At 58.3% G+C, this 15,801-nt stretch carries 13 protein-coding genes; 11 read left to right on the top strand and 2 right to left on the bottom strand.

The window, feature by feature from the left end:
- Positions 1-13: 13 nt before the first annotated feature.
- The 4 genes from EV586_RS10915 to uvrA all read left to right on the top strand — a co-directional run bounded on the left by EV586_RS10915 (position 14) and on the right by uvrA (position 6,899).
- On the top strand, positions 14-805 hold the full coding sequence (locus tag EV586_RS10915; RefSeq protein WP_132945122.1) for a flagellar motor protein: 792 nt from the start codon (positions 14-16) through the stop codon (positions 803-805).
- Positions 792-1,592, top strand: a complete 801-nt coding sequence (locus EV586_RS10910; protein ID WP_132945121.1) for a flagellar motor protein MotB — start codon at positions 792-794, stop codon at positions 1,590-1,592. The genes EV586_RS10915 and EV586_RS10910 overlap by 14 nt, the downstream gene beginning before the upstream one ends.
- 82 nt (positions 1,593-1,674) lie before the next feature.
- The gene (uvrB, locus tag EV586_RS10905) at positions 1,675-3,666 is read left to right on the top strand and encodes an excinuclease ABC subunit UvrB (RefSeq protein ID WP_132945120.1); all 1,992 of its coding nucleotides are present in this window, start codon (positions 1,675-1,677) and stop codon (positions 3,664-3,666) included.
- Positions 3,667-4,028: 362 nt separating this feature from the next.
- Entirely contained in the window at positions 4,029-6,899 is a 2,871-nt protein-coding gene (gene uvrA, locus EV586_RS10900; RefSeq protein WP_132945119.1) for an excinuclease ABC subunit UvrA, read from the top strand.
- A 103-nt stretch (positions 6,900-7,002) separates the two neighbouring features.
- On the opposite strand, the gene EV586_RS10895 is transcribed toward uvrA, so the two are convergent.
- Positions 7,003-7,533 carry a hypothetical protein gene (locus EV586_RS10895; RefSeq protein WP_132945118.1) on the bottom strand — a complete coding sequence of 177 codons (531 nt, stop codon included), beginning with the start codon at positions 7,531-7,533 and terminating at the stop codon, positions 7,003-7,005.
- Between the two features lie 129 nt (positions 7,534-7,662).
- On the opposite strand from EV586_RS10895, the gene EV586_RS10890 reads away from it, so the two are divergent.
- The 7 genes from EV586_RS10890 to EV586_RS10860 all read left to right on the top strand — a co-directional run bounded on the left by EV586_RS10890 (position 7,663) and on the right by EV586_RS10860 (position 14,311).
- The gene (locus EV586_RS10890; RefSeq protein WP_132945117.1) at positions 7,663-8,316 is read left to right on the top strand and encodes a hypothetical protein; all 654 of its coding nucleotides are present in this window, start codon (positions 7,663-7,665) and stop codon (positions 8,314-8,316) included.
- Between the two features lie 157 nt (positions 8,317-8,473).
- A complete protein-coding gene (locus EV586_RS10885) occupies positions 8,474-9,400 on the top strand; it encodes an NAD-dependent epimerase/dehydratase family protein (RefSeq protein WP_132945116.1) in 927 nt (308 codons plus the stop codon).
- The gene (hprK, locus tag EV586_RS10880) at positions 9,400-10,338 is read left to right on the top strand and encodes an HPr(Ser) kinase/phosphatase (protein ID WP_132945115.1); all 939 of its coding nucleotides are present in this window, start codon (positions 9,400-9,402) and stop codon (positions 10,336-10,338) included. Before EV586_RS10885 ends, hprK begins: the two co-directional genes overlap by 1 nt.
- Positions 10,339-10,533: 195 nt before the next feature.
- Entirely contained in the window at positions 10,534-12,006 is a 1,473-nt protein-coding gene (locus tag EV586_RS10875) for a M23 family metallopeptidase (protein WP_132945114.1), read from the top strand.
- An 85-nt stretch (positions 12,007-12,091) separates the two neighbouring features.
- Positions 12,092-13,042 carry a nucleoside recognition domain-containing protein gene (locus EV586_RS10870; protein WP_132945113.1) on the top strand — a complete coding sequence of 317 codons (951 nt, stop codon included), beginning with the start codon at positions 12,092-12,094 and terminating at the stop codon, positions 13,040-13,042.
- A 50-nt stretch (positions 13,043-13,092) separates the two neighbouring features.
- Positions 13,093-13,737, top strand: coding sequence for a pyrophosphatase PpaX (gene ppaX / locus EV586_RS10865; protein ID WP_132945112.1), 645 nt, complete (start codon positions 13,093-13,095; stop codon positions 13,735-13,737).
- A gap of 4 nt (positions 13,738-13,741) precedes the next feature.
- Entirely contained in the window at positions 13,742-14,311 is a 570-nt protein-coding gene (locus EV586_RS10860) for an acyltransferase (RefSeq protein WP_132945111.1), read from the top strand.
- Positions 14,312-14,352: 41 nt separating this feature from the next.
- Here EV586_RS10860 and EV586_RS10855 read toward each other — a convergent pair whose 3' ends face one another.
- Positions 14,353-15,738: an ATP-grasp domain-containing protein gene (locus tag EV586_RS10855; protein ID WP_132945110.1), complete on the bottom strand. Its 1,386-nt coding sequence runs from the start codon at positions 15,736-15,738 to the stop codon at positions 14,353-14,355.
- Positions 15,739-15,801 lie beyond the last annotated feature (63 nt).

Below are 15,801 nucleotides of genomic sequence, written 5' to 3'. Positions count from 1 at the left end.
GAGGAAATGAAACATGGATATCACAACGGTCATTGGTTTAGTGCTTGGGTTGGTGGCGCTTGGAGGCGGCTTTCTCCTCGAAGGCGGTCACTTAACGGCGCTGCTCTCCCCGACAGCTGCCATCATCGTTTTTGGCGGCACGTTTGGCGCGGTGGCGCTGGGCGCCCCGCTTGAAGAGCTGAAGAAAATCCCGCAAGTCTTGAAAATTGCCTTTACCTACAAGCCGAAAGATCCGATGGAAACGATCGACGAGCTGGTCTCGCTGGCGACGACCGCACGCCGTGAAGGGATCTTGGCGCTGGAAGAGCGCATCGAAACGTATGATGATGAATTTTTCAAAAACGGTGTCCGCCTCGTCGTCGACGGCGTCGACCCGGACCTCGTGCGCAGCATTTTGGAGACGGAGCTTGCCTTCATCGAGTCCCGTCACGAAAAAGCGGTGCAGCCGTTCGACCAGGCGGGCGGTTTCGCGCCGACGATGGGGATTATCGGTACGGTCATGGGCCTTGTGCACGTGCTCGGGAGCTTGTCTGACGTCTCCAACCTCGGGCCGCAGATCGCGACCGCGTTTATCGCGACCTTGTACGGCGTCGCCTCGGCCAACGTCATCTACCTGCCGCTGGCGACCAAGCTGAAGAACCGCACCAAGCAGGAAGTGTTGATCCGCGAATTGATGATCGAAGGCATCTTGTCGATCCAAGCGGGTGAGAACCCGAACATTCTCGGTCAGAAGCTGAAGGCGTTCCTGGCGCCGAACTTGCGCGTACCGAAAGCAGAGGCAGGGGAAGCCAATGTCGAGGCGTAAAAAAAAGCACGGTGGTCATGAGAACCATGAGCGCTGGCTGATCACCTATGCGGATCTGATCACGTTGCTGATGATTTTCTTCGTCATCATGTACGCGATGTCGTCGATCGACCAGGCGAAATTTGACTCCTTGTCCGTCTCGATGAACAAGGCGCTCAACCCGAACAACAAGGTGCAGATCGACTCGATGGGCAACACCGGCATCATTTCGAAAACGACCAAAGAAGGCCAGACGAACAACAAGGACAAACAGGAGCAGCAAGGCGGCACGTCGGCCGAGCAGGAAGAAAAGCGCCTCGACGAGCTGAAAAAGCAGGTCGAGAAGTTCATTCACGACAACAACCTTGCCGGCCAGATCAACGTGATCGACACCGCCAAGGGCGTGCAGATCACCTTGAACGACGCCGCCCTGTTCGAGTCGGGCAGCGCGACGTTGAAAGTGGAAGCGCAGCGCATCCTCGGCGGCATGGTGCCGTTCTTGAAGATTGTGCCAAACGAGATCGCCGTGGAAGGGCATACGGACAACGTGCCGATCAACAACGCCCGCTTCCCGTCGAACTGGGAGCTGTCGGCCGCACGGGCGATCAACGTGCTGCATGACATCGAGGCGAAAGGCGTTCCGGAGAAGCGCCTGCATGCGGTCGGCTACGCAGACACGAAGCCGCTGAGCCCGAACGATACGGTGCAGAACCGGGCATCGAACCGCCGGGTCAACCTGATCGTGCTTCGCGAGCACAAGGCGGCGTCGATCTCGCCGATCGATAAAGGAAACGTGATTCAACCATAAGGGGTAAGGGCAAGATCACCAGATCTTGCCTTTTTTATTTGCAACCTGTTGTATAATGGTGAGTGGAAGGGGTGTACTCAAAATGGAGTTTGTAAGAGAACAGCGCAATTTTGAACTGGTTTCTGAATATAAACCGCAAGGCGACCAACCGCAGGCGATCGTGAAGCTGGTTGAAGGCATCGAGCAAGGCGACCGGCATCAGACGCTGCTGGGCGTCACCGGCTCCGGGAAGACGTTTACGATGGCGAACGTGATCGCCAGTGTGAACAAGCCCACCCTGATCATCGCGCACAACAAGACGCTGGCTGCACAGCTGGCGGCCGAGTTTAAGGAATTTTTCCCGAACAACGCGGTGGAGTATTTTGTCTCCTACTATGACTACTACCAGCCGGAAGCGTACATTCCGTCGTCCGATACCTTTATTGAGAAAGACGCCAAGATCAACGACGAGATCGAAAAACTGCGCCACTCCGCGACCTCCTCGCTGGTCGAGCGCAGCGACGTGGTCGTCGTGGCGTCGGTGTCCTCGATCTACGGCTTGGGTTCGCCGACCGAGTACAGCAAGTTCGTCATGTCCCTGCGCGTGGGGATGGAGAAAGGCCGCGACGAAGTGCTGCGCCGCCTGATCGACATGCAGTATGAGCGCAACGACATCAACTTCATCCGCGGGACGTTCCGCGTGCGCGGCGACGTGGTGGAGATCTTCCCGGTGCAGCGCTCGGAGCAGGCGGTGCGGGTGGAGTTCTTCGGCGACGAGATCGACCGCATCACCGAAGTGGACGTCGTGACCGGCGAGATCGTCGGCACCCGCTCGCATGTGGCGATCTACCCGGCTTCGCACTTTGTGACCTCGGGCGACAAGATGAAGGATGCGATCCAAAGCATCCGCGCCGAGCTTGACGAGCGCCTGAAAGAGCTGCGCGACAACGGCAAGCTGCTGGAAGCGCAGCGTCTGGAGCAGCGCACCAACTACGACTTGGAGATGATGGCGGAGATCGGGTTCTGCTCGGGGATCGAGAACTACTCCCTGCACATGGAAGGCCGGCCGCGGGGCAGCAAGCCGAGCACGTTGTTCGACTACTTCCCGGACGACTTCTTGCTGATCATCGACGAGGCGCACGTGACGATCCCGCAGATCAACGGGATGTTCAACGGCGACCAGGCGCGTAAAAACGTCCTCGTCGACCACGGCTTCCGCTTGCCGTCGGCCAAAGACAACCGCCCGATGAAATTTGACGAGTTCGAGCAGAGTTTCCGGCAGGCGGTGTACGTCACGGCGACGCCGGGCGTCTACGAGCAGGAGCACAGCACCCGCGTCGTCGAGCAGATCATCCGTCCGACCGGACTCTTGGACCCGGTGATTCATGTGCGGCCGATCAAAGGCCAGATCGACGACCTGGTCGGCGAGATCAACAAGCGCATCGCCAAAGATGAGCGCGTGCTGGTGACGACGCTGACCAAGAAGATGGCGGAAGACCTGACCGATTACTTTAAAGACCTCGGGATCAAAGTGCGCTACCTGCACTCCGACATCAAAGCGCTGGAGCGGATGGTCATCCTGCGCGACCTGCGCATGGGGGTCTTCGATGTGCTGATCGGGATCAATCTGCTGCGCGAAGGCTTGGACCTGCCGGAAGTGTCCTTGGTGGCGATCCTCGATGCGGACAAAGAAGGCTTCCTCCGCGCCGAGCGCTCGCTGATCCAGACGATCGGCCGCGCCGCGCGCAATGCCGGCGGGGAGGTCGTGATGTACGCCGACAAGATCACCAAGTCGATGGACATCGCGATCAAAGAGACGGAGCGCCGCCGCAAGATCCAGATCGAATACAACGAACAGCACGGCATCACCCCGCAGACGATCAACAAGAAAGTCCGCGACGTCATCGAAGCGGTCAAATCCTCCGACCCGAAAGCAGCGCTCAAAGTCGAAAAAGGCGTCGAGAAGATGTCGAAGAAAGACAAAGATCAGCTGATTCTCAAGCTGGAACAAGAGATGAAAGAAGCGGCCAAGGCGCTGCAGTTCGAACGTGCCGCCGAGCTGCGGGATATTATTTTGGAGCTGAAAGCATCGTAAGGAGCTCCGAAGTAAAGAAGAGGTAAGGATTTGGTTTAAATGATTGATAAATGTATAGTAATTTGTCGGTTTTTCGAATAGTTAAGAACACTGCTTGGCAGAAGCTGGAGTGTTAGCTATAATTAAGACATCAAATCGGCGTCCCTGCTAACCGAGGTGGCTTTTTATGAAAAAAGTGATCATCCGTGGCGGCAGCTTCTGTGGTTAGTTCATACCTAAGGTTCTTGATTCAAAGACCCTGGCCTGTTCATGCGGCCGGGGTTTTTGATTTTTCGTGTAGTCCGTTGCTTTTTTGACGAAACTGGTTCAATATAGGAGTTAGAGAATGTTTGTTCGTATTCAGAGCGGAAAAGGGGAAGGAAATGGCACAGGAACACATTGTCGTCAAAGGCGCACGCGCGCACAATCTGAAGAATGTTGATGTGACGATACCACGCGACAAGTTTGTGGTCTTGACCGGTCTGTCCGGGTCGGGGAAATCGTCGCTGGCTTTTGATACGATCTATGCGGAAGGGCAGCGCCGCTATGTGGAGTCGCTGTCCGCCTATGCACGCCAATTTTTAGGGCAGATGGACAAGCCGGATGTCGACTCGATCGACGGTCTGTCCCCGGCGATTTCGATCGACCAGAAGACCACGTCGCGCAACCCGCGCTCCACGGTCGGCACCGTCACTGAGATCTACGACTACCTCCGCCTGCTGTTCGCCCGCATCGGGCGTCCGCACTGCCCCAACCACCCCAACATCGAGATCACATCCCAGACGGTGGAGCAGATGGTCGACCGGATCCTGGAGCTGCCGGAACGCACGCGGATTCAGATTTACGCCCCGATGATCAAAGGGCGCAAAGGCGAGCACGCCAAGGTCTTCGAAGATATTTCCAAGCAGGGCTTCGTCCGCGTCCGCGTCGACGGCGAGCTGCGCGAGCTGTCGGAAGAGATCAAGCTGGAGAAGAACAAGAAGCATACGATCGAGGTCGTCGTCGACCGCATCGTCGTCAAGGAGGACATCCAGACCCGCCTCGCCGACTCGCTGGAAACGGCGCTCAAGCTCGCCGAAGGCACGGTGATCGTCGGCATCGTCGACGGGGAAGAGATGCTGTTCTCCTCTAATCTGTCCTGCCCGGAATGCGGCTTCTCGGTGCCCGAGCTGGCCCCGCGGATGTTCTCGTTCAACTCGCCGTTTGGCGCCTGCGAGACCTGCGCCGGCCTCGGCACGAACATGGAGATCGACCCGGACCTCGTGGTTCCGGACTGGTCGAAGTCGCTCGCCGAAGACGCGATCGAGCCGTGGCAGGGACGCACCTCCAACTACTACCCGCAACTGCTCGATGCCGCGGCGAAGTATTATGAGGTCGACACGAAGATGCCGCTGCGCGATGTGCCGGACGAGAAGCTGAAGATGTTGCTGTACGGCAGCCAAGGCGACAAGATCAAGTTCAAATATGAAAATGATTTCGGGCAGTCGAAGATCGCCGAGTTGGAGTACGAAGGGGTCATTCCGAACCTCGAACGCCGCTACAAAGAGACGGTCTCCGACTATGTGCGCGAGTTTATCGAAGCCTACATGAGCGCCAAGCCGTGCCCGGCCTGCAAAGGCAAGCGCCTGCGCCCGGAGAGCCTCGCCGTGACGATCGGCGGGGAGAACATCTCGTTTGTCACCGGGCTGTCGGTCATCGACGCGCTCCACTACTTCAGCGGCCTGTCCTTATCGGAGAAGGAGATGACGATCGCCCGCCTGATCTTGAAAGAGATCGAGGCGCGCCTCGGCTTCCTGCGCGACGTCGGGCTCGATTACCTCAACCTGTCCCGCTCGGCCGGCACGCTGTCCGGCGGCGAGGCGCAGCGGATTCGCCTGGCGACGCAGATCGGGTCGTCCCTGATGGGCGTGCTGTACATCCTCGACGAGCCGTCGATCGGACTGCATCAGCGCGACAACGAGCGGCTGATCAACACGCTGGTGCACATGCGCAACCTCGGGAACACGCTGATCGTCGTCGAGCACGATGAAGACACGATGCTGGCCTGCGATTACATCATCGACATCGGACCTGGAGCCGGTGTGCACGGCGGGACGATCGTCTCGCAAGGGACGCCGGCCGAGGTGATGGCCGATGAGAACTCGATGACCGGGGCGTACCTGAGCGGGCGCAAGTTCATCCCCGTGCCGGAAGAGCGCCGCAAGCCGGGCGACAAGTGGATCAAGGTGGTCGGCGCGAAGGAGAACAACCTGAAGAACATCTCCGTGAAGTTCCCGGTCGGCTTGTTCACTTGCGTAACGGGCGTGTCCGGCTCCGGCAAGTCGACGCTGGTCAACGAAATCTTGAAAAAATCGCTGGCGATGCACCTGAACGGGGCGAAGACCAAGCCGGGCGCGCACAAGACGATCGAAGGGCTGGATCAGCTCGACAAGATCATCGACATCGACCAGTCGCCGATCGGGCGCACGCCGCGTTCGAACCCAGCGACGTATACGGGCGTTTTTGACGACATTCGCGACGTGTTCGCGACGACGAACGAAGCGAAGATGCGCGGGTACAAAAAAGGCCGGTTCTCGTTTAACGTCAAAGGCGGGCGCTGCGAAGCGTGCAAAGGCGACGGGATCATCAAGATCGAGATGCATTTCCTGCCCGACGTGTACGTGCCTTGCGAGATCTGCAAAGGCAAGCGATACAATCGTGAAACTCTGGAAGTCAAATACAAAGGCAAAAGCATTGCCGACGTGTTGGATCTGACGGTGGAAGACGCCGTTGAATTTTTCAAAAACGTGCCGAAGATCGCGCGCAAGATGCAGACCTTGCATGATGTGGGGCTCGGGTATGTCCGTCTGGGACAGCCGGCGACCACATTGTCCGGCGGGGAAGCGCAGCGGGTGAAACTGGCTTCTGAATTACATCGCCGCAGCACCGGGCGCACCGTGTACATTTTGGATGAACCGACGACCGGTTTGCACACGGCCGATATCGACCGTTTGCTGACCGTTTTGCAGCGTTTGGTGGAAAGCGGGGAATCGGTTATCGTCATCGAGCATAACCTTGATGTGATCAAGACGGCCGACTATCTGGTCGACCTCGGTCCGGAAGGCGGCGACAAAGGCGGCACCGTTGTCGGCACCGGCACCCCGGAGCAGATCGCCAAGATCGCCGAGTCGTGGACCGGCAAGTTCCTCGGCCCGATCCTCGAACGCGATAAAGCCCGCGCCAAGCAGCAAACGAAAGTGGCGGTGGAGTCGTAAGCAACAAAAAGAGCAGGCTTTTTAGGAAGCCTGCTCTTTGGTTTCAGAAGGCCGCAATGCTTGCTGCAACAGCGCATGTCTGCCAGCAGGATCAACCGCAGGATCAGCTCGCCGCCGTCTTGTTCGGTTCCTCTCCATGCTCTTTTTTTCCTGCGAGGAAACGTGTTAAGGCGCGATGTTCGGTGCTGCGCTTCTGCTCAGCCCGAAGCGACATGGTGTACAGCAGATACAGGAGCAATCCGGCCAGTGACAGCGTCGCATTTTGCAGGAAGTACTGCGTCTGTCCGCCCGACTGAAGCACGCACCACTCGACGAGCAGGGCGGCCGGGAAGCCGAGGTACCAGCGGCCGGCGAGCAGGCACAACAGGAGCGCAGGCAGGGCGGTGGACGCGAAGAGCGGGATGGCGTCGGGGACGCCGGACAGCGTGCTCCAGAGCGGGATGCGGGTCTCGAACAGGTAGAGCGCGAAGGCGGTGACGATCAGGACGGCGAAGCGGTGCAGGTCGGTGTAGAACACCTGACGCTCCCGGAACCGCCGCAGGTTGCGGCCGTGTCGGGCCAAACTGTACAGCACCGCGCCGATCAAAAGCGACGCGCCTGTCAAAAGCAGCAGGAGGAAAAGTTTCTCAGCCATGTTCCGTTGACACCTCATTATTCAGAAAGTAGTATTAATGATGTAAAATGAACTGGAGCTTGCGTTTTGCCTTCTGCTTTAGTAGGATGTTGTGAAGAAACGTACGATCGGAAGATAAGGAGTTTGTCGATGGGAAATTGGAAGCATGAGCGTTTATCGCAAGAGTTTGTGCGCTATATTGATCAAGGCGTGGTCGAGCTTTCGACGCGGCTTCGCGTAGAGCCCGCGCTTCGTTCGCAGATCGAATCGGTGATCCAGGAACAGCTGTCCCGCTCTCAGATGGAGGCGCACGACATCGAGCAAGGGCTTTCGATTTTGACCGGCCCGCACATCGCGGAGGCGATTGTCGCTTCGCTGCGCCTGCTCGAGACGCACGAGGAGATCGAAGAGCTGCAGGAAGCCGGCTACGACGAGCAGGCCGTGCAGTATCTGCGCTATCTGGTCGCCCGCTTCGGTCCGGTCTTTAAAGCGTTCCGCCGCCGCGTGCACTATCCGCTCGGCTGGCACAAGTGCTCGTTTGCCGTGACCAAGCCGGAATTCGGCGGCCCTTATCTGAACATGAAAGTGCTGCGCAACGACGACACTCCGCTCGTCCTTGAAGATGATACAGAATCGATGGTGCGCCTGATCAACCTGATGCTCGGCGCGCTCGAGCAAGTCAAAGACTATGACTCGCTCGCCCCGGAAACGCTCACCGAGTTTGCCGAGCGCACACAAAAGCTGATCGACTCAGCCACCGAACGCACGATGGGCAATGCGAATGCGAAAGGCAAGGAGCACTAAGCATTTGTCCTATGTCTATGACTCTTGCAGACCAGAGATGACAGGTTGCAAGAAAAAGGAGCGGATCTTTCCGCTCCTTTTGTTTTTGGACAAAACAAGATATGATACCTGTAAAAGAAAAAGCATGTCCACAGGGACGATGGAGGGACTACATACGATGAAGATTCTCGTGACGGGCGGGGCCGGTTTTGCCGGATCGCACATCGTCGACACACTGATTGCGGCCGGACATGAGGTCGTGGTGGTGGACAACCTGTTCACCGGGTCGAAAGCCAACCTCAACCCCCAAGCCAAGTTTTATGAAATGGACATCAATGATCCCGCACTGCATGACCTGATCGAGCGGGAAGGCATCGAAGCCATCTCCCACCAGGCGGCGCAGATCAAAGTGCCCTTGTCGATCAAAGACCCGGGCCTCGACGCAGAGATCAACATCATGGGCACGATCCACGTCCTCGAAGCGGCGCGCAAGTTCGGCTTGAAGATCGTCTTCGCCGCCTCGGCTGCCGAATACGGCACGCCCGAATACCTGCCGCTCGATGAACAGCATCCGCTCAACCCGATGTCGTTCTATGGCTTGAGCAAAAAAGTGAACGAAGACTACATCCGCATGTACGGGGAACTGTACGGCGTCAACTATACGATCCTCCGCTACGCCAACATCTACGGCCCGCGCCAAGGCCGCTTCGGCGAAGGCGGCGTGGTCTCGATCTTCCTGGAACAGATGATCAAGGGCCAGCCGGTCAACATCGAAGGCGACGGCGGCGCGACCCGCGACTATATCTATATCGGCGATGTGGCACAGGCCAATCTGATCGCGCTGACCTCGGAGAAAAAGCTCACCGTCAACATCTCGACGGCGACCCGGGTGTCGGTAAGCGAGCTGTACGTGACGATGAAAGAGCTGACCGGGTACCCGCTCGAAGCGACGCACGGTCCGGCGCGGGTCGGCGACATCTACCACAGCACGATGAGCAATCAGCTGGCCGCTGCCGAGCTCGGCTGGAAGCCGGAGACCAGCTTGCGCGACGGCTTGGCGAAAACGATCGCGTGGGGCCGCACCGTCTACGGTGACGCAAAATGATGCCGAAGACCATCTCCACCGCGGAGCTGCGTCGCGACTTTGAGCTGGAGCTGATCAATGAAACGGCCGACATGAGCCGTCTGACCGCCGTGTCGGACATCAACCGTCCGGGGCTGGCCCTGGCCGGATTTTTCACCTATCACCCGGCGGAGCGCGTGCAGGTGATGGGGCGCACCGAGATGACCTTTTTTGAAGGGATGGGCGAGGCGCAGCAGCGGGAGCGCGCCGAACAGCTCTGCTCGTATGAGCAGACGCCGTGCCTGATCCTCGCCCGCGGCATGGAAGTGTCCCCGTCGCTTCTCGACGCGGCCGTCAAATACCGCGTGCCGATCCTGCGCACCGAGCTGTCGACGACCAAACTGACCGGCCGCCTGCAGTCCTACCTCGACAAAAAGCTGGCCAAGGAGACGCTCCTGCATGGCGTGCTGGTCGATGTCTACGGCATCGGCATCCTGATCACCGGCGCGAGCGGCATCGGGAAGAGCGAAACGGCTCTGGAACTGGTCAAGCGCGGCCATCGCCTCGTCGCGGACGACGCGGTGGAGATTCGCAACATCGCCGACACGCAGCTCGAAGGCACCTCGCCGGAGATGCTGCGCCACCTGATCGAAATCCGGGGCCTCGGCGTGCTGAACGTGATGACTTTGTTTGGCGCCGGTGCGATTCGCACGCACAAAGACCTCGAATTGGTGATCAAGCTGACGATGTGGGAAGACAATGTCGCGTACGACCGCCTCGGGCTCGATGAAGAGACGATCAAAATCCTCGATGTCGACGTTCCGCTGTTGACCCTGCCCGTAAGACCAGGTCGTAACTTGGCGGTGATTCTCGAAGTGGCAGCGATGAATCAGCGGCTGAAACGGATGGGCTACAATGCGGCGCGAGACTTGTCAGAGAAGATGTTGAAGACGATGAACCCGGAGAGTTTCCTCGACTGAGGAGACTCTTTTTTTATTTATGAGCAGGTCACAAATTTTACTTTTTTCGTGATTTTGGAAGGAACGTGTAGTAATTTGTCGAATACAAACTATCGGATTTTATAACTGTTAATGTCCGTCTAAAACCATGGGTAATTGCGAACTAAAGTTCGCATTTTGGGTGAGTGTGATGGGGCGTTGTTAGGGAGGGATATCATGGGTAAGCTGACAGAGAGAATCAACGACCGCGGTCGTACAGTTGTGGCTGGCAGCATTACAGGAGTAAGAAACTATATCAAAAACATCAATTGGGATCAGGTAAAGGCAGATTGCATTGCGGAGGTAAAAGGCACGTTCCATCTTCGCAATTCGATGGCAGCTCTGGCAGTATTGTTGCTGACTTCGGTCGGTGTATATACATTTTCGGAAAAAGTAGCCGCTACAGAACATGTTTATCGCGTGTACATAGACGGTCAGTATTACGGTGTGGTCGAGGATAAAGCGGCGATCGAAACGACGATCGAATCGCTCGGCAGCGAAATGAAGGCGAGCGTCAAGTTCCAGCCGGTCAACCAGCATGTCCAGTCGACCGACGAGATCTACATCGCCGAAGCGATCGTCGAATCGACGAAGGAGTATGCGGAGCTGGTCGCTGTGCGCGTCAACGGCCGCGACATCGTCACCGTGCAGGACGAAGAGACCGCCAAGAAGCTGATCGACCAGCTGAAGGCGCAATACGTCAAGCCGGGCGAGCAGGCGGACGTCTCGCTTGCGGAGCAAGTCGATTTCATCAAGGTCAAAACAGAAGTGCAGCGAGTCACCCCGTTTGATGCGGCGTTCAAGCTGATCGCCGAAGGCGTCAACGAGCAGCGCAAGTACGTGGTATCGCGCGGCGATTCCCTCTGGGACATCGCGCTGAAAAACAAGATGACGGTGGAGCAGCTGAGTGATGCGAACCCGAACATCGCCAACATCGACGCGATCGGCGAAGGTCAGGAGATCAACCTCGTGGCGAAAGAGCCGCTGATCTCCGTACAGACGGTGACCGAAGTCAAGCGCGAACTGACCAAGAACTACGAAGTCGAGTACAAAGAGGACAACTCGATGTACGAAGGCGAAGAAGAAGTCATCCAGGAAGGCGCGACCGGCAAGGTGAAGCAAGTCGTGAAAGTCACCAGGAAAAACGGGATCGTCATCAAGGAAGACGTATTGCAGGAAGAAGTGGTTTCCAAACCGGTGAAGGAAATTATCGCCAAGGGCACCAAGGAAAAGCCGACCTACGGCGCGTACAGCGGTCCGGCGACCGCTGTCGGCGGCGGCGGTTGGGCGTATCCGGTCGGCGGCGGTTATATCTCGTCCTACTATGGCGAGAACCGCGGCGGCCGTCCGCACCTCGCGATCGACATCGCGGCGGGCACGGGCACGCCGGTCTACGCTTCGAACTCCGGCACGGTCATCTGGGTCGGCGATGCGGGCGACGGTTACGGCTACTGCATCCGCATCTCGCATGGCAATGGCGTGGAGACGCTGTATGGGCATCTGAGCTCGATGTCCGTCTCGCCGGGCCAGGCGGTCGGCAAAGGCCAATACATCGGCGGCGTCGGTTCCACCGGCTGGTCGACAGGCTCACACTTGCATTATGAAGTGCGCATCGGCGGTGTACAGGTCAACCCGGCTCCGTATATGTAAACGAATGTGTTTGGAGAGGTCCGTGTAAGATACGGGCCTCTTTATGCTATAATTGAGCAATGAGTTTTTCCTGGAGGTGAGGGTGTTGCAAGGCGTTTTGTACCGTGGCTGGCAGTCCGGTCTGCGGACCACATGGGTGCTGGGGAAAGTGATCGTGCCGATCACGCTGATCGTGTCGCTGCTCAAGCATACGCCCGTCATCGAATGGATCGTGCATTTGTTTGCGCCTTTGATGGGGCTGGTCGGTCTGCCGGGCGAAGCGGCGATCGTGTTGGCACTCGGCTTTATTTTGAATTTATATGCGGCGATCGGCGCGATGTTTTCGCTGGCGCTGACGTCGCCGGAGATACTGATTCTGTGCGTGATGCTGTCGTTTTGCCACAACTTATTCGTGGAGACGGCGGTGGCCAAGCGGCTCGGCCTGAACGCATTGATCGTCGTCGGCGTGCGGATCGCCATGGCATTTCTCGGCGGCGCGGCGCTGCATCTGGCGCTTGGCAACGCGGTGGGCACGGTGGCCGGGTCGTATACGCACCTCGCCTACCTCTGGGAGATGCCGGTGCTGACCTTGCTTGGGGAGATCGGGTGGACGATGGGGAAAGCGGTCGGGCAACTGGCGCTGATCGTCATCCCGCTGATGATGATCATCCAAGTGCTCAAGGAGCGCAAGACGCTCGACCGCCTGGCGCTGAAGATGACCCCGCTGATGCGGGTGCTCGGCCTGTCGGAACATGCGGCAATCCCCTTTCTGGCCGGCATCTGGTTTGGCCTCGCGTACGGCGCGGGCGTGATCTTGGAAGCATCGCGGGAGAAGCCGATGCAAAAACGCGAGCTGTACCTGCTGATGGTCTTCCTCGTGCTCTGCCACGCCGTGGTCGAGGATACGCTGATTTTCCTGCCGCTCGGCGTCAACGGCTGGTACCTGCTGGCGATCCGCCTGCTGGCAGCGCTGGTCGTGACGTTCCTGCTCGCCCGCATCTGGCGCGCGAAAAAGCAGCCAGCTCTCGTGGCCGAAAGCAAGAGCGCCGTCTCGTAGCGATGACAGAGCCAATACACAGCTAATACACAGCAAGGGAGGTACGTGAGATGAACTACCGCTATGTCCTGTTTGATTTGGACGGAACGCTGCTCGATACGAATGAACTGATCCTGCGCTCTTTTGAACACGCCCTCGACTTGCACGTGCCGGGGCAATATACCCGCGCCGACGTGATGCCGCATATGGGCGAAGCGCTGGTCGACCAGATGGAGCGCTTCGTGCCGGGCCGCTCCAAGGAACTGGTCGAGACGTACCGCAAGTTTAACATCGCGCAGCATGATGAGCTCGTCACCGAGTTCCCGGAGGTCAAAGCGGTGCTCCAGCGCCTGCACCAAGCCGGGGTGAAGCTGGCGATCGTCACCTCGAAGATGCGCCTGACCGCCAAAATGGGGTGGGATCTGGTCGGCATCGGGCCGTATTTTGACGCGTTTGTCACGGCGGACGACACCGAGAAGCACAAGCCGCATCCCGATCCGCTGCTGCTGGCGATGAACCTGCTGGGCGCCGACCCGGCCGCCACGCTGATGGTCGGAGATTCGCCGTATGACATCCTCGGCGGCCAGGCGGCCGGCGTCAAGACGGCTGCGGTCGCGTGGAGCCTGCGCGGAGCAGAGGGGCTGTTGCCGCATCGGCCGGACTATCTGGTCCACACCATGCAGGAGTTGGAAGCGACGATTCTCGGAACGAGGTGACCTCATGCGCAATACGGTTCGTTATCCTGTCGAAGGGTCGAACGCCCTGTGGCAGATTTATAAGACGGTCAGCTTTTGGAAGGTCGTGAAGAACTTTGCGGTGATTCAGATCTCCCGCTACACGCCGTTTTTGAAGCTGAAAAATTGGCTCTACCGCACCTTTTTGGGCATGGAGGTCGGCGAGGATACGGCGGTCGCTTTGATGGTGATGATGGATGTGATGTTCCCGGAGCTGATCTCTGTGGGCCGCAACACGATCATCGGCTACAACACGACGATCCTCGCTCATGAATACCTGACCGACGAATACCGCCTCGGCCGTGTCATCATCGGCGACAACGTGATGATCGGGGCCAACTCGACCCTGCTCCCCGGCATCACGATCGGCGACGGTGCGGTGATCGCTGCCGGCTCCGTCGTCAACCGCGATGTGGCGCCAGGCGCCTTTGTCGGCGGCAACCCGATCCGCGTGATCCGCGAAGGCGTCGACATGACCCCGCCGCGCGGCCGACTGGTCGAAGCGGACGAGGCGGCAGAAGCGCCGGAAGATGATACCAGCACGATCTTGCATTAAGCTCGCAAAACCCTCTCCGCAAACACGGAGAGGGTTTTTGTTTAGGCCTGCACGGAGGTCTCGTTCGGCGTAATCTTGAATTTGATGATCTCTTTCGCTTTCTGATAGGTGGACAGCAGATGCTCGTAGTTGTCGACTTTCATCCACGCCATCAGCAGAAACACCTCTTCTTCGTCGCCGGAGATCTGCGAGCCGACCGGGAACGGCTGCATCGTGCTGATCACGCCCGGCATCGCTTTCAATTCGTCGAGCCCTTCGATCGATTCGTAGAAACCGGCGTGCGGGGCGAACAGGATGAAGAAGCCGTGCGGATCGTTTTTGCGCTCGTAGTGCGCTTTCGCCTGGTAGGTGCCGGTCATCAGCTCGACGTACGTGCTGACATAATCCACGTCGACGATCGAGCGCAAGACTTCATGCGTAAAGCCGCCGCCAATCCGCGAGTTGATCTCGAGCACTTGCGGCCCGAGGCCGTTTTCGCCGTAGCGCAGCTCGATGTGCGCGATCGAATTTTTCAGTCCGATCGCCTGCGCCGCTGCGACGGCACAAGCTTCCAGTTCGCGGCACTCCTCTTCTGTGAAGCGCACCGGCGGGGTGATCAGCAGGTCTTCGTATACGCTGCGCCCGTCCTCGGTCAGCACCGCCTTGTCCTGCACCACGAGCGGGATGTAGCGGTCTTCGGTGATCAGGACTTCCACCGCCACTTCACGGCCCGGGATGTATTGCTCGAGGAGCAGGCAGCGCATCGGATCGAAATGCACCAGCTCACCTTGGGCGTTCGGGAAGGAGTGTGCCCCTTCATAGAAGGATTGGAAAGTGGAGCCGGGCAGCTTCTCCATCGCATGGCGGAAGTTGGCGACCACTTCTTCTGCGCTGTTGCATTTCATGATCAGATGCGACGCGACGCCGTTGATCGGCTTCATCAGCACGGGGTAGCCGATGCGGTTGGCTTCGGCCGCCGCCGACGCTTCATCGAGGGCGAGTCCGAAATCGATCGTGTTGACCCCGGTCGCGCGGAACTTGTCGCGCATCAGGTACTTGTTGTTGGCGAGATACAGCGCTGCTTCGCCTTGAGAAGGCAGGCCGCGCTCCGCAGCCAGCGCGGCAACGTGGGCACAGACCAGACCGTCTTTGCAGAACGGCCCGTTGCCGGTGATCATACCGGCGATGTCGGCTTCCTGCTCGATTTCGGCGAGGATGTTCTGCAGGGTCGTCCGGTCGAAGTCCTGCGTGGCGTAACGGCGTGTGTAGAGCGGAATGCCTTCGCGCTTGTTGACGACAAAATTGTCAATGAGGGCGAGCACGTGCTCTTCAAATTCGGGCGACACGAGGAAGGTGAGATAACCTTGGTCTTGGGCATAGGCGGCGCGGAGCGTAAGTGTCAGCGGCATGTTATTGTCAATAAAGACGACAGCTTTCGGGCGGCTCATCGATTGACCTCCAATAAGTATAAAGTGATGAAGTGATTATTAATCATATTATACATACTACTT

Origin of the sequence: Tumebacillus sp. BK434 (assembly GCF_004340785.1) — a bacterium.
Classification (GTDB): domain Bacteria; phylum Bacillota; class Bacilli; order Tumebacillales; family Tumebacillaceae; genus Tumebacillus_A.
Note: the sequence above shows the minus strand (reverse complement) of the source record. Positions and strands in the feature narration are given on the sequence as shown.